Below are 15744 nucleotides of genomic sequence, written 5' to 3' on the forward strand. Positions count from 1 at the left end.
CATGAAGAAAGCCATGCGGTTTGCGCATATCAGCGGCGCATTATGACGCATTGCAAAATGAGATGTTGCAGCGCAATATACTCGCACGGGAGGAATGGAATAAGGAATTGAACCATGACTGCCCGCTTTCGTCCGATCCACAGCAGCTTTGAGACGCTCCGCCACACCGGTGCTGCTTACCGGACGCCGTTCAACCGCTTCGGCACGGCAGCCAACGAGCAGATGACCGCGATCGGCCTTGCCCGGACCACCCGTCCGGCGCAGATTTTCGCCGATTTCATTCAGCGCTGATCCCCACGCGATACGCTTGACCGCGTATCGCGTGCACAAGTGGCCATTATTGGCCGACGACGAAGAAAGGAACGCAACCATGACCAAGCCCATCGTTAGCCTCAAGGTCCTGTTCGATTCGATCTCCGACATCGGTACTGCCGTGCGCGCCTCGCGCGAATACACCATTCTCAGCACCAAGAAGGATGCACGCCGCGCCCATCGCGTGGTCGTGAGCCCGCTGCTGCCGAACTGATCGCTGCCGGCAAAGAGGCCTACCGCCTTTTTGCCATCGCCTGTCGCAATCGACAGCGCCCGAAAAACTGGATAGAGCCACACTCGCTTTGACCTTGGAGTGTCGGGCTCGTCCGGTATCCGCCAGACCGTCCTCGCTCCACCTGCGCTTGCCTGCCGTCGCCGTCGATGGAGGGGCGCCTTGTTTTCAGGAGCGCCGATGCTGGCCAGCCTCGCTTCCGTCTTCAGCCTGATGGTGTCGACCCTGCTCATGATGGTCGCCTTCGGCCTTCAGAGCTATGTCATCCCGGTGCGCTCGGTCGCCGAGGACTGGTCGACGCTGACGGTTTCGATCATCGCCACCGGTTATACGGTCGGCTTCACGCTATCCTGCATCATTACGCCGAAATTCGTGCTGCGCGTCGGACATGTCCGCGTCTTCACGGCGCTGATCACGCTGCTTTCCATCGCGATCCTGCTTTGCGGGCTGATTGTCGACTGGCGCGCCTGGATCGCGTTCCGCGCCATATCGGGCTTTGCGATTTCCGGAAGCTACCTCGTCATCGAAAGCTGGCTCAACGAGCGCGTCACCAACGAAAACCGCGGCCTGCTGTTTTCGCTCTATCTGATCACCACGATGGTCGGCACGATCGGCGGACAATATATGGTGCCGCTCGGCGACCCGACGAACACATCCCTGTTCATGCTCTGCGCCGTGCTGTTTTCGCTCGCCCTTCTGCCGACGGCCCTCTCCTCCTCGCCGATGCCCGCACCGCCCGCGCAGGCCAAGTTCGACATCCCGACGCTCTTCCGCCGCTCGCCGGTCGCCGTCGTCGGTGGCTTTCTGGCCGGTGCGCTCTCCGGCGCCTGGCTCAATCTCGGCGGCGTCTTCACCCAGAAGATCGGTCTTTCCACCGCCGAAGGTGCGACCCTGCTCGCCTCGCTTTTGACCGGCAGCGCGATCTCGCAGATCCCCATCGGCCGCCTCTCCGACAAGATCGACCGGCGTATCGTCATGATCGGCTGCGGCGTCGTCGGCGTCGTCTCCTGCCTGGTGATGTCGGCCGCAATCGGCAGTTCGCCGACCGTTCTCTACGCCATCGCCGCTCTCGTCGGTTCGGTTCTGTTTCCGATCTATGCGCTCAATGTCGCGCATGCGAACGACCTGGCCAAACCCAAAGAGTATGTCGAGACATCGTCCGGCCTGATGATCACCTATGGGCTCGGCACAATCTCCGGTCCTCTGATGGTCGGCCCGGTCATGGATCGCTTCGGCCCGGCGGCGCTGTTCCTCGTTCTCGCCGTCTATTTCGCCCTCTATGGCGGCTACGCCGCCTGGCGCATCCTGCAGCGCGAGCAACACAAGGGCCTGGTTACCAAGACCGACTTCCAGGCAACGAGCGTGATGCCGACACCCGGACCTGACGTAACGAGCCCCATCGCCCAGCAGATGGCGCAGGAACCGCTGATCGATGACGACACGGTTCCGGCCTGGGAAAAGCCACGCTCGTAATCCCCAGGAACTAAGGACGTCGCGCTTTCCCTGGCGCTTTCTCAGCCCTGCGGCGTCACGTGCTTGCGGGCGCCCCTGCGCTCCAGCCCGAGCCGATGTTCGCGGAAGATGATGAAGATGCCGGCCCCGACGACGATGGCCGTGCCGATCAGCATAGTGGCCGTCGGAACATCGTCGAACAGAAAATAGCCGATGATCAAGCCGAGCACGATCGACGTGTATTCGAACGGCGCGATCGTCGACATGTCGGCATGACGATAGCTCTCGGTCAGGAGTATCTGCGCGACGCCGCCGCAGAAGCCGGCGACCATCAAGAGCAGAAAGGCTTCGCGCGAGATCGACGGCCAGCCGAAGGGCAGCGTCGCCAGCGAGAAGACCGAGGCCGACAGCGAGAAATAGAGCACGATCGTATGGGTCCGCTCGTTCTTGACGAGTTTTCGCACCAGCACCATGGCCACCGCGCCGAGAGCCGCCGAAACCAGCACCGCTGCGGCGCCCAGTGCCTCGAGAGAACCGAAACCGCCTTCGCGGAACAGGGTCAGCCGCGGCCAGGTGATGATCATCACGCCGACCAGGCCGATGACCACCGCCGACCAGCGATAAAGCCGCACCGTCTCGCCAAGGAAAAGTGCCGCGAAGGCGACGGCGATCAGCGGCATGGCGTAGCCGATGGCGATCGCTTCAGGCAGCGGCAGGTGCACGAGGCCGTAGAAGCCGAAGCTCATCGCGAGAATGCCGACGAAGCCGCGGGCGATGTGGCCGGTGAAATCCTCGGTCTTGAAGGCATCGCGCAACTGTCCGCGGAAGGCGAGATAGCCGAGGATCGGCACCATGGCGAAGGCCGAGCGGTAGAAGGTGATCTGGCCGGTGGCCATCTCGTTTCCGGCCGCCTTGATCAACGTCGACATGCAAACGAAAATGACGACGGAAAGGACCTTGAGCAGGATCCCCTTCATCGGGCTTTCGACTTCCGCATCCATTGAGGGCACTTTTCGAACAGCCTCCGCCGGCGATCAGCAGACACGAGGGCTGGTTTGGAGATTTTTAGGCGGAGAAACCGCCACAGGACTTCGTCACCTTAGCGACGCTCGGCAAGAAAGTCGGATCAAACTTCGTGATGAATGACGTTTTTTCTTGATCGATTGCCGTTCAGCAAAACGACGTCGGGCTTTTCTTTAGCTGCCACGAAAAAAACCTTTCCAATTCATGTCTTGTTAGTCCCACTTCGATACACGTCAATGCGATAAGGGAGCGGGAAGACCATCGGACGCCATGCCTTTTCAGTCGAAAGTGCGGTCGCCGGCATCAAAATCGTGTGGCATTATCCGACTTTTCGTCCCTTGGCCTTTTCACCATCACAGGCGCCCACTACAAATTCTCCAGTAGAACGGCGCAAGCGGGACTGACCATGCGGACAAATACTGGCCAGATCATTCATCTGGAAGACTATCGGCCGACCGACTTCGTTCTGGAGAGAGTGGATCTGACCTTCGAGCTCGACCCGAAGGAAACCAAGGTCGAAGCCCGATTGATCTTCCATCGTCGCGAAGGCGTCGACGCTTCGGCGCCTCTGCTGCTCGACGGCGATGAGCTGAAGATGACCGGCCTGCTCTTGGACCAGGAAGAGCTCGCAACAGCCCTCTACGACGTTGCCGACGATACGCTGACGATCCGCGGCCTGCCGGAAACCGCCCCGTTCGAAATCACCATCACCACGCTGCTTTCGCCTGATACGAATACGCAGCTGATGGGGCTTTACCGCACCAACGGTATCTACAGCACCCAGTGCGAGGCCGAAGGCTTCCGCCGCATCACCTATTTCCCCGATCGTCCGGATGTGCTTGCCGTCTACACGGTTAACATCATCGCCGACAAGGCGTCCGCTCCCCTCCTGCTGTCGAACGGCAACTATCTCGGCGGCGCCGACATGGGCGACGGCCGCCATTTCGCTGCCTGGTTCGACCCACACCCGAAGCCGAGCTACCTCTTCGCCCTCGTCGCCGGTGACCTCGGCGTTGTCGAGGATACGTTCACGACGATGTCCGGTCGCGACGTCGCGCTGAAGATCTATGTCGAACACGGCAAGGAGCCACGCGCCTCCTACGCCATGGACGCGCTCAAGCGCTCGATGAAGTGGGACGAGGACGCCTTCGGCCGTGAATACGACCTCGACATCTTCATGATCGTCGCCGTCTCCGACTTCAACATGGGCGCGATGGAGAACAAGGGTCTCAACATCTTCAACGACAAGTACGTGCTTGCCGACCCGGAAACGGCGACCGATGCGGACTACGCCAATATCGAGGCGATCATCGCGCACGAATACTTCCACAACTGGACCGGCAACCGCATCACCTGCCGCGACTGGTTCCAGCTTTGCCTCAAAGAGGGCCTGACGGTTTACCGCGACCACGAATTCTCCGCCGACATGCGCTCGCGCGCGGTCAAGCGCATTGCCGAGGTGCGGCACCTGAAATCGGAGCAGTTTCCCGAGGACGCCGGCCCGCTGGCCCATCCGGTGCGGCCGACGAAGTATCGCGAAATCAACAACTTCTATACGACGACCGTCTACGAAAAGGGCTCGGAAGTCACTCGCATGATCGCCACGATCCTCGGCCGCGATCTGTTCAAGAAGGGTATGGATCTCTATTTCGATCGGCACGATGGCCAGGCGGTGACGATCGAGGATTTCGTCGCCTGCTTCGAAGCGGCAAGCGGCCGCGACCTCCGCCAGTTCGCGCTCTGGTACCACCAGGCCGGAACGCCGCTGGTCACCGCTTCGGGCGCCTATGACGCGGCCAAGCAGACCTTCACCCTGTCGCTCGAGCAGACCGTGCCGGCCACACCCGGACAGGGTGCCAAGGAGGCGATGCACATTCCACTGCGCATGGGTCTGCTGCTCGAAGGCGGCAGCGAAGTCGACCTCTCCTCGGTTTCCGGCGCCGACATGACCGGCGACGTCCTGCACCTCACGCAGCGCAAGCAGACAGTCGTCTTCTCCGGCATTCCGTCGCGGCCGGTGCCGTCGTTCAACCGCGGCTTCTCCGCGCCGATCAATCTGCATATCGAGCAGAACGCCGAGGACCTCGCGCTGATCGCGCTTCACGAAAGCGACCTCTTCGCCCGCTGGCAGGCGCTCAACGCCATCGCGCTCAGCAACCTGGTCGAGGCCACGGCAAACGTCCGCGCCGGAAAGCCGGTCGTTTGCGACACGGCGCTCATCGACGGCCTGATCCGCGCCGCCGCGGATGACACGCTGGAGCCCGCATTCCGCTCGCAGGCGCTGGCGCTGCCGAGCGAATCCGATATCGCCCGCGAGATCGGCACGAACAACGATCCCGACGCGATCCACGCCGCACGTCAGCAGATCCTGGTGGCCATTGCTGCCGCCGGACGCGACACCTTCCTCAAGTTGGCCGACGACCTCGTTTCGTCAGGCGCGTTCAGCCCGGATGCTGCGAGCGCAGGCCGGCGGGCGCTGCGCAACAGCGCCCTCACCTACCTCGTCCAGGGCGATGAAGGGCCGGAGCGCGCCGCCAAGGCCTTTGCCGCCGCCAACAACATGACCGATCTCAGCCATGCGCTGGCGCTGCTCGCGCACCGCTTCCCCGAGGCTACCGAGACCGCGGAAGCGCTTGCGACTTTCCGCAAGCGTTTTGCCGACAACGCACTCGTCATCGACAAGTGGTTCGCCGTCCAGGCGACGATCCCCGGCGCCGCAACGCTCGACCGCGTCAAGGCGCTGATGGCCGAGCCGCTGTTCAATGGCAACAATCCGAACCGCGTACGCTCGCTGGTGGGCACCTATGCCTTCGCCAACCCCACCGGCTTCAATCGCGCCGATGGTGAGGGCTACCGCTTCCTCGCGCGCCAGATCCTCGACATCGACCCGCGCAACCCGCAGCTTGCGGCCCGAATCCTGACCTCGATGCGCTCCTGGCGCTCGCTCGAGGACAAGCGCGCCGGTCATGCCCGCAAGGCCTTGAAGGAGATTGCCGGAGCCTCGAAGCTTTCGGCCGATGTCGGTGACATCGTCGAGCGGATGCTCAAGGCCTGAGTCCTGGAACATATTGATTTTGTTTAGGGCCGGGCCGCTCACGCGACCCGGCCTACTATTTCCCAACGATAAGAAATGGTTAACAAATCTTTACCAACGCCTCTGGACAAGGCGAATCGCCCTGTGATTCATTGAGTCAGATTCGGGCGAGCGGCGCGCCGAATCATCAGAGGGTTTTCGGATTGGGAAAGATGGCGGACGCGCGACAAGCGAGCGCAGCCGACGGGCGGTTGCGACTCAAGTTTCCGGGGCTTGCCGGCCGCCTGGAGCAGGAGTTTATCTCGCAGGCGAAGATCTTTGCCGGACCGACCTCGCGGCGTCTGGCGAGCGCGGAGCCCATTCTCAAGCGTTCCATTCCGATCCTCATCATCGCATTCCTGATCATCGTCGCGGTCTCGCGCATGTCCAGCATCATGGACGAGCACGCCCGCATGGAAGAGAGTTCGCGCCAGACGGTCGGGCTCGCGGCCGCCATCGCGGTTGCGGCCTTCCAGACGGACGGTGCAGCCCTTTTTGACGAGGGCCGCCGCGCGGACGCGGAGCAACGTTTCAGCCAGTATCTGCCAACCGGCATGCTCGATCCCGGCACGTTCATCCTTGCGGTCCGCAAGGATGGCCGGATCTTCGCCAGCACCCAGGAAGGCGGACCGCTCATCGGCCGGACGCTCGCAGCGGTCGCGCCGGATATCGCGACGCTGCAGTATTTCGGCGAGCATTCCAGCGTCATGAGAACACCGATTGTCGGTGTCGACCATATCGTGGCACTGGCGCAACTGCCTGATGCGGCCGGAGTCGTGCTGGCCGCGACGCCGATCACCCAGCTCGAAACGACCTGGCGCGACGAGGTGTCGCTCAACGTTACGCTCTTTGCGGGCATTTCGGCCATCCTGTTGATGGTGCTCTACGCCTATTACATTCAGGCCAAGCGGGCCCGCGACGCGGATTCGGTCTTTGTCGAATCCAACCTGCGTGTCGAGACGGCGCTGTCACGCGGCCGTTGCGGTCTCTGGGATTTCGACCTCGCCAACCGTCGGCTGTTCTGGTCGCGGTCGATGTACGAGATGCTCGGCATGCCCGGAGAAAGCAGCGTGCTCTCCTTCGGCGACGCCGCGCGGCTGATGCATCCCGATGATCGCGGCATCTACGGCGTGGCACGCACCATCGCGCGCGGCGACGCGCGCCAGATCGACCAGGTTTTCCGCATGCGACATGCGGATGGCCACTATGTGTGGCTACGCGCCCGCGCGGAAATCATCCGTACCGTTTCCGGGCGGGCGCATCTGATCGGCATTGCCATGGACGTCACCGAGCAGCACCGGCTTGCCCAGCGCTATGCCGAAGCGGACCAGAGGCTCGCCGACGCGATCGAATGTACGTCGGAGGCCTTCGTCCTTTGGGACAAGCATGACCGCCTGGTCATGTGCAACACGCACTTCCAGGAAGCCTACAAGCTGCCCGATCACGTGCTTGTTCCGGGCACCGAGCGCATCGCCGTGCAAACCGCGGCAGCACGCCCCGTGGTCGAACGGCGCATCGCCGATCCTGACCGCAGCAACCAGTCGCAGACAACCGAGGTTCAGCTTGCCGACGAACGCTGGCTGCAGATCAACGAGCGGCGCACGCGCGACGGCGGCCTCGTTTCCGTCGGCACCGACATCACGCTTCTGAAACGCCACCAGGTGCGCCTCCGCGAATCCGAGCGGCGGCTGATGGCGACGATCGGCGACCTTTCGGCGTCACGCATGACGCTGGAGCGGCAGAAGACCGAGCTTTCGGTCGCCAACTCCAACTACCAGGCGGAAAAGGAACGCGCCGAAGCGGCGAACCGCGCCAAGTCGGAATTCCTGGCGAACATGTCGCATGAACTGCGCACGCCGCTCAATGCCATCCTCGGCTTCTCGGAAATCCTGCAGAACCAGATGTTCGGGCCGCTCGGCTCGGAGAAATACAACGAATACTCACGTGACATCCACGAGAGCGGCAAGCACCTCCTCAACGTCATCAACGACATCCTGGACATGTCGAAGATCGAGGCCGGGCACATGCGCATCAGCCGCGAGAGGATCGATCTGGCGCCATTGATCGAAGAAACGCTGCGCTTCACCACCATACCGGCGGAGCAGAAGAGCATCCATGTGGTGCAGCAGATCTCGTCGGGCCTCACCATGGTCGCCGATCGCCGCGCCATGAAACAGGTGCTGCTCAACCTGCTTTCGAATGCGGTGAAGTTCACCAACGAGGGCGGGCGCATTTCGCTTCGAGCGCGCAAGGTGACCGGCGCCGTGACGCTGACGATCGCCGATTCGGGCATCGGTATTCCGCGCGACGCACTTCAGAAGATCGGCCAGCCCTTCGAACAGGTGCAGAGCCAATATGCCAAGAGCAAGGGCGGATCGGGCCTCGGGCTCGCGATCTCGCGCTCACTCACCCGCCTGCACGGCGGCAGCATGAAAATACACTCGACGGAAAACGTCGGCACCATCATCTCGGTTAGAATCCCCGACCGCGCCTGAAGTGGGATCAGGAGAAGTGCGAGCGGTCTCCGCTCGTATCACGCTCAGCTTATTGCGATGATTTAACGCGTCAGTGAAGCTCAGCCTGAAACCACCGATTGGAAAACGCGCCGCACCGCCTTCGACAGGCGGCGGATGTCTCCCTCCAAGGTTTTCAGGTCCGGATAGTCCCCTGCCCGGCAGACGAGATCGATCAGCCCGGCCGGCGCCTCCTTCGGCTCGAACTCTCCCTCAATGCACAGCCGCACGATCTGCGACAACTCGGTAAAGAGGTGCAGTGCCTCCAGGGCGACATCGAGGTCGTTTGGGTTCATCAGGGCGTCGCCGAGCAGCTTCAGCGCATCGCCGGTATTGATGCCGGCGGTCAGCGGCTGAACGCCCTTCGCCGGCGCGACGAGCGCCAGGTACTGGCTGATAAATTCGATATCGACGAGACCGCCCGGGATCAGCTTGAAATCCCAGATGTCGCTCGGCGGCTTCTCACTATCGATCATCTCGCGCATGGAGATCACGTCGGCACTCACCTTGGCAACATCGCGCTGGCGGCCGAGGATTTCGGCGAAGATCGCATTGGCCTCGGCAATCAGTTTGTCGTCGCCACAGATGCAGCGCGCCCGGGTCAGAGCCAGATGCTCCCAAGTCCAGGCCTCTTCGCGCTGATACTTGGCGAAGGCGTTGATCCTGGTCGCGACCGGCCCCTTGTTGCCGGAGGGGCGAAGCCGCATGTCGACCTCGTAGAGAATGCCTTCGGCCGTCGGCGCGGAAAGTGCCGCGATCAGACGCTGAGTCACCCTCGTGAAATAGCGCGTCGGGTCCAGCGGCTTGGTGCCGTCGGACTCGGTTGCCGCCTCATCGTAGTCATAGAGCAGGATCAGGTCGACGTCCGAGCCCGCGGTCAGCTCGTGGCTGCCGAGCTTTCCCATACCGACAACGGCGATGCGACCGCCGGGGAAATCGCCGTGCACGGAGCGGACTTCGTCCTGCACCGCCTTCACCGCCGCGGCGATGATCAGGTCGGCGAGATCGGTAAAGGCACGGCCCGCCTGGGCGCCCGATATGGCGCCGGTCAAAAGCCGGATGCCGATCAGGAAGCGCTGCTCGGCAGCGATGATGCGCAGGCGGTCGAGCACCTCCTCATAGTGCCGCGCGCCGCCGACGAAGTTGGCGATGCGCGGCGCGAGGTAGTCCCGGGTCGGCAGTTCGGCGAGCAGGCCCGGATCGAGCATGCCGTCGAAAACATGGGGACGCGCGGCGATGATTTCGGCAAGCCGCGGCGCCGACGACATGACGTTGACGATCAGTGACAGTAGGCCCGGATTGTTGCCGAGCAGCGAAAAGAGCTGGATGCCCGCCGGCAGACCGGAAATGAAATTATCGAACCGCAGCAACGCTTCGTCGGCCCGGCGGCTCTCGCCGAAGACGCGCAGAAGCTCCGGCGTCAGCTCGGTCAGCCGTTCGCGCGCTTCCACCGATTGCGTCGCACGGTAGCGGCCGTAATGCCAGGTGCGGATCGTATGGGAGATGTCCGACGGCCGCTGGAAGCCGAGCTTTCGCAATGTCTCCAGCGTATCGGGGTCGTCGCGCTGGCCAGTGAAGACGAGGTTGCCGGTCTCGGTCGAGAGCTTGGCCTCCTGCTCGAAAAGCTGCGCGTAGCGGCGCTCGACGGTTTTCAGCACGCGCGACAGCGCCTTGGAGAAAGCGGCCGTGTCCTCGAAGCCGAGCATATAGGCGATACGCTTCAGCTCCGCCTCGGTCTCGGGCAGGACGTGGGTCTGCTCGTCGCGCACCATCTGGATCCGGTGCTCGACATCACGCAGAAACCAATAGGCCTCGACAAGTTCGTCGGCAGTCTCCTCGTCGATCCAGCCGGCCTTGACGAGCGCGCGCAGCATCGGCTCGGTCGCGCGCTGGCGCAACTCCGGCATGCGGCCGCCGGCGATCAACTGCTGCGTCTGCACGAAGAACTCGATCTCGCGGATGCCGCCACGGCCAAGCTTGATGTTGTGCCCCTTGACCGCGATCTCGCCATGCCCCTTGTGCGCATGGATCTGCCGCTTGATCGAATGAATGTCGGCGATCGCCGCATAGTCGAGATACTTGCGGAAGACGAAGGGGACCAGCTCGCGCAGGAAGCGCTCGCCGCCCTCGATATCACCGGCCACCGGCCGCGCCTTGATGAAGGCGGCCCGTTCCCAGTTCTGCCCCCTGCTCTCGTAATAGAGCATCGCCGCTTCGACCGGGATCGCGAGCGGCGTCGAGCCCGGGTCCGGCCGCAGGCGCAGGTCGGTTCGGAAGACATAGCCGTCGCCGCTGCGCTCCTGCAGGATGCGGATCAGGCGACGCAGCAGGCGGCCGAAGGTTTCCGAGGCATCATCGCGATCGACGATGATGCCGGATTGCGGATCGTAGAAGACGACGAGGTCGATGTCGGAGGAGTAGTTGAGCTCGAAGGCGCCGAGCTTGCCCATGCCGAGCACGACGACGCCGGAACCGACACTCGGGCAGGCGACATCCTTGACGACCAGCTTGCCGCTCTCGTGCGCGCTCAGCAGCAGGTGATCGATCGTCGCCGACACGGCAGCACCGGCAAATTCGCTGAGCCAGCGCGTGGTTTCGCGGCCGTCGAAATGCCGGGAGAGGTCAGCAAGCGCCACGGCGAAGGCAAGCTCGCGTTTGGCTCTCCGCAGCCGCGCCATGATCTCCGTGTCCGGCAGAGCGGCGCCTGAGGCGTTCGGCTTCCAGGCGTCGCGGGCGCGCCGCACCCGCTCGGTCAGAAAGGTCAGGAGATCTGTGGACAGCAGCTCTTCGAGAATGGCTGGCTGGCTGCCGCCAGTGTCGCGCAGGAAAGGCGAAAGCGCAAAAGCGGAAACCACAAAGGTCTTGAACGGGCTTTCGCAAGCGAGCAGTTTTGCGATCTGGTCGTGGCCCTTAGCCATGTCCTTCAGCACCGAATGCGCTGTCTTGGCATCGGCCTGGGTTGCAGGACGGATCGGCGTCGTCTCGATCTCCCAGCACTGCTGCACCTGTTCCTGCATGCCCTCTCCCTTCCGCTGCAGCGGGTGTGGCGGAACAACCGCGCACACGTTCCTCATTCCGCCTCTTCTCCGGGAACCGGTCTATCAGGTTGCAGCCATCGGGAAAACCATTTGCACGGTCAGACCCTTGCCGCCGTCGCGGGCCGCGGGCTCGGTATCGGCAAGACGCAGCGAGCCGTGATGCGTCTCCATGACCGCCTCCACCAGCGACAGGCCGAGGCCCGTGCCCGGCTTGGACCGGCTCTCATCCAGGCGAACGAAGCGCTTCACCACCTCGTCATGCATTGCTGCAGGTATGCCAGGGCCATGATCGGCGACAGACAGCAGCACATACCCATCGCGCTTTTCCAGCGAGACCTTGATCAGCGGATTGTCCGCACCGTCGGCATATTTGATGGCGTTGTCGATGAGGTTGCCGAGGGCCTGTCCGATCAGTTCGCGGTTGCCCGAGATCCCGACGTTCTTGATAACCTCGGCTTCGAGTTTCAAGCCGACATCCTCTGCAACGGGCTCGTACAATTCGACGCAATCGGAAACGATCTCAGAAAGGTCGACCTCGCTCATCTCGGCCGCGGACGAGCCGGCCTCGACCCGCGAAATCATCAGGAGCGCATTAAAGGTCCGGATCAGTTGATCGGACTCGCCAATGATCTCTTCGAGCGCGCCGCGCTGGCTGGTTCCCTTGCGGGCAAGTGCGGCTTCCGCCTTGTTGCGCAGCCGCGTCAGCGGTGTCTTCAGGTCATGGGCGATGTTATCGGAGACTTGGCGCAGCCCTTCGTTCAACTTCTCGATGCGGCCGAGCATGGCATTCAGCGATTCCGACAGTCGGTCGAACTCGTCGCCGGAGCCGCTCATCGGCAGGCGCTGCGAGAGATCGCCGGCCATGATCTTGGTGCTCGCTTCCGACATACGGTCGATACGCTTCAGGGCGTTGCGGCCGATGCCGAACCAGATGACGAGCGCGCCAAGCCCCATGACGCCGAGCGCCACCATCAGCGCCTGACGCACCAGCGCGCGAAACTTCTGCGGCTCCTGCAGATCGCGACCGACGAGAATGCGCAGACCATTGTCGAGCACCAGCACGTGGGCGAGCGCTACATGGCTGTCCTTCTTCGTCTCGTCAGTATAGCGCTGATAGGCAAAGGGGCGTTCGGTCCAGCCTTCGCTGTCGAGCAGTCCCGGTTCGAGGCTCGCGACGTTGCCGGCAAGAATTTCGCCGCTCGGCCCGGCGATGACATAGAGATTTGCGCCCGGCTGACGCGCGCGGCGTTCAAGCGAACGCAGAAGACCGTTCATGCCGGCGCGGTTGTAGACCTGCTCGATCTGCGCCACTTCCGCAGTCACGGCATCGCGGGTCTGCTGCTGCAGCAACCGCTCGGACATGCCGGTGACATAGAAGACGAGGAAGGCCGCACAGAGCGAAAAGAGGATGAGGTAGAGGGCGGAAAGCCGAACCGCGGTCGTTCTGAAGAGAACGCGAAGCTTGCTCATGCGGGGGCCCGGTCATCCTTGATCATGTAGCCGGCGCCGCGCACGGTGCGCAGCAGAGGTACATCGAAGTCCTTCTCGATCTTCGAGCGCAACCGCGACACATGAACGTCGATGACATTGGTCTGCGGGTCGAAGTGATAGTCCCAGACGTTTTCCAGCAGCATCGTGCGGGTGACGACCTGGCCGGCGTTCTTCATGAGATATTCGAGCAAGCGAAACTCACGCGGCTGCAGCGGGATCTCCTTGCCCTGGCGGCGGACGGAATGCGACAGACGGTCGAGTTCGAGATCGCCGACGCGGTAGACCATGTCCTGCTCGGGCGTTCCCTTGCGGCGGCCAAGCACCTCGACACGCGCCAGCAGCTCGTTGAAGGCATAGGGCTTTGGGAGATAGTCGTCGCCGCCGGCCCGCAGGCCCGTGACGCGGTCGTCGACCTGCCCGAGCGCAGACAGGATCAGCACCGGCGTGTGAACATCCTTGCGCCTGAGCTCGGTGATCACAGAGAGGCCATCGCGGCGCGGCAGCATGCGATCTATCACCAGAACATCGTAACTGTTCTCGCTGGCCATGAAGAGGCCGCTCTCGCCGTCGCTGGCATGATCGGAAACGATGCCTGCCTCACGGAAGGCTTTCGCCAGATAGGCTGCCGCCTCGAGATCGTCTTCAATGATGAGAATCTTCATACGCGCGACCATAGTCCCGGACCCCTATCTGTCTCAACCCGTTTCGGCCTTCCGACAACCGGCCAGACAACCGGATTGGCGAATGCCCTCGATCGCGAAAGCATCGGTCGTATGGACCCAAAATCATCGTGATCGATTTTCGTAAGTGAGAGCGGGATGCGGGTGGAAAACCGCACACACCTTTCCTCATCCCGCTCCAAACGGCGAGCGCCGCGAAATCACTTGGAAATCGCGGCGCTCCGGTCAATCATTTGACTGCCGCGATCAGCCCTGATCGATCGGGAGGGCCACGAAGCGGCTACCGTTCTCGGCCTCTATCTGGAAGAGCGCCTTGCTGCGGCCGTCCTTCTTGGCAGCGTTGATGACCTTGAGGATATCGTCGGCAGACTTCACCTCCTGATTGTTGACGGAGACGATCTTCTCGCCCGTCTTCAGGCCACGGTCGCTGGCATCGGAGTCCTCATCGACCGAAGCGATGGTGACGCCCTTGCCGTCGTCGGACGGCAAGACGGTAACACCGAGGTCAGCCAGCGCCTGTTCGCTCGAAGGCTGCGTTTCTTCGGACTGGTCGTCCTGGCTCTTGGCTGCTTCCTTGTCATCCTTCGGCAGGGTGCCGATTTCCAGCTTCACGCTTTCGGACTTGCCGTTGCGCCACAGCGCGAGGTCGACGGTCGTGCCCGGACGGATTGCGGCCACCTTGCGGGCAAGATCACGCGGATCCTTGACCGTGTCGCCATTCAGAGCGGTGACAACATCGCCCTTCTTGATGCCAGCCTTTTCACCGGGAGAGCCGGCCTGCGGCTCGACGACGAGCGCGCCGCTTGCCTCAGCCAGGCCGAGCGATTCGGCGATGTCCTTGGTCACCGGCTGGATCTGCACGCCCAGCCAGCCGCGGGAAACCGAACCATCCTTGATCAGGTCGGCGACGACGTCCTTGGCGGTCGCTGCGGGGATAGCAAAGGCGATACCGACGTTGCCGCCCGACGGCGAAAAGATCGCGGTGTTGATACCGACCACTTCACCGGAGAGATTGAAGGTCGGGCCGCCCGAGTTGCCGCGGTTCACGGCCGCGTCGACCTGCAGGTAGTCATCATAGGGGCCGGAGCCGATGTCACGGCCACGGGCGGAGATAATGCCCGAGGTGACGGTGCCGCCGAGGCCGAACGGATTGCCAACGGCCACGACCCAATCGCCGACGCGGACCTTGCTGTCGTCAGCCCAGCTGACATAGGTGAACTTGCGCTTGTCGTCGACCTTGAGCACGGCGAGGTCGGTGCGGCTGTCCTTGCCGATCAGCTTGGCGTCGAGCTCGGTGCCATCATTGAGGATGACGGTGAAGGCTGCGCCGTCTGAGACGACGTGGTTGTTGGTGACGAGGTAGCCGTCTTCGGAGATGAAGAAGCCGGAGCCTTGCGAAGTCGGACGCAGGCGGCCTTCGCCATGCGGACCACGGCGACCCGGGCCGCCGCGCTCAGCACGGTCACCATCGCGCGGGCCGAATTCCTTGAAGAAGCGCTTCAGCGGGTGGTCATCAGGCAGATCGTCGAAACCGCGACCATTGAAATCGAAGGTGAAGTTGTTGCCCTCTTCGGAAACCGGATTGACGCGCGACTGAACGCGCACCGAAACGACGGCCGGCGAAACCGCCTCGACGACATTGGCAAAGCTCGGCACCGACGGTGCTTCCACCTTCACCGCTTCCGCAAAGGACTGGGAGACGCGCGCCGGCAGGCCGGAGGTCAGCATGACGGCGGCAAGGCCGGCAACCGTCGAGGCCTTCAGAACGGTCTTGAGGGAGGGACGCAGGGATTTGGTCGTAATCATCCGTTTTGCCTTTTCTCTTCCTTGATGCGGCCTAAGCGGCTGCATCGAAACCTGGTTGCGATGCCCGTCTCAGGGAAGACGAGCTCGGTTGGCTGACTGGAGGGGCAGCCGATGACGAAAGATG

10 protein-coding genes are annotated in these 15744 nt (G+C 62.8%); 5 read left to right on the forward strand and 5 right to left on the reverse strand.

The annotated features are described in order from the left end of the window. Positions 1-114: 114 nt before the first annotated feature. The 3 genes from V7S54_RS00125 (at position 115) to V7S54_RS00135 (ending at position 2017) form a co-directional block, all read left to right on the forward strand. Positions 115-291, forward strand: a complete 177-nt coding sequence (locus V7S54_RS00125) for a hypothetical protein (RefSeq protein WP_089043882.1) — start codon at positions 115-117, stop codon at positions 289-291. Between the two features lie 79 nt (positions 292-370). Next, on the forward strand, positions 371-526 hold the full coding sequence (locus V7S54_RS00130) for a hypothetical protein (RefSeq protein ID WP_141679267.1): 156 nt from the start codon (positions 371-373) through the stop codon (positions 524-526). Between the two features lie 198 nt (positions 527-724). Then, a complete protein-coding gene (locus tag V7S54_RS00135; RefSeq protein WP_065372477.1) occupies positions 725-2017 on the forward strand; it encodes an MFS transporter in 1293 nt (430 codons plus the stop codon). Between the two features lie 41 nt (positions 2018-2058). On the opposite strand, the gene V7S54_RS00140 is transcribed toward V7S54_RS00135, so the two are convergent. Further along, positions 2059-2997: a DMT family transporter gene (locus V7S54_RS00140; protein WP_057250367.1), complete on the reverse strand. Its 939-nt coding sequence runs from the start codon at positions 2995-2997 to the stop codon at positions 2059-2061. A gap of 428 nt (positions 2998-3425) precedes the next feature. Between V7S54_RS00140 and pepN the strand changes: the two genes are divergently transcribed. After that, positions 3426-6074: an aminopeptidase N gene (gene pepN, locus V7S54_RS00145; RefSeq protein ID WP_065372478.1), complete on the forward strand. Its 2649-nt coding sequence runs from the start codon at positions 3426-3428 to the stop codon at positions 6072-6074. Between the two features lie 182 nt (positions 6075-6256). Then, the gene (locus V7S54_RS00150) at positions 6257-8587 is read left to right on the forward strand and encodes a PAS domain-containing sensor histidine kinase (protein WP_065372479.1); all 2331 of its coding nucleotides are present in this window, start codon (positions 6257-6259) and stop codon (positions 8585-8587) included. Between the two features lie 80 nt (positions 8588-8667). Here the strand turns inward: V7S54_RS00150 and V7S54_RS00155 are convergent, their stop codons facing one another. From V7S54_RS00155 to V7S54_RS00170, 4 genes are all read right to left on the reverse strand, one after another. Further along, positions 8668-11622, reverse strand: coding sequence for a bifunctional [glutamine synthetase] adenylyltransferase/[glutamine synthetase]-adenylyl-L-tyrosine phosphorylase (locus V7S54_RS00155; RefSeq protein WP_065372480.1), 2955 nt, complete (start codon positions 11620-11622; stop codon positions 8668-8670). 84 nt (positions 11623-11706) lie between these two features. Beyond that, entirely contained in the window at positions 11707-13113 is a 1407-nt protein-coding gene (locus tag V7S54_RS00160) for a sensor histidine kinase (RefSeq protein ID WP_065372481.1), read from the reverse strand. Then, entirely contained in the window at positions 13110-13808 is a 699-nt protein-coding gene (locus V7S54_RS00165) for a response regulator transcription factor (RefSeq protein WP_065372482.1), read from the reverse strand. Before V7S54_RS00165 ends, V7S54_RS00160 begins: the two co-directional genes overlap by 4 nt. A gap of 252 nt (positions 13809-14060) precedes the next feature. Further along, positions 14061-15620, reverse strand: a complete 1560-nt coding sequence (locus V7S54_RS00170; RefSeq protein ID WP_065372483.1) for a Do family serine endopeptidase — start codon at positions 15618-15620, stop codon at positions 14061-14063. Positions 15621-15744 lie beyond the last annotated feature (124 nt).

The organism is Ensifer sp. CCNWLY38, from assembly GCF_037120565.1.
GTDB classification, from domain to species: domain Bacteria; phylum Pseudomonadota; class Alphaproteobacteria; order Rhizobiales; family Rhizobiaceae; genus Ensifer; species Ensifer adhaerens_H.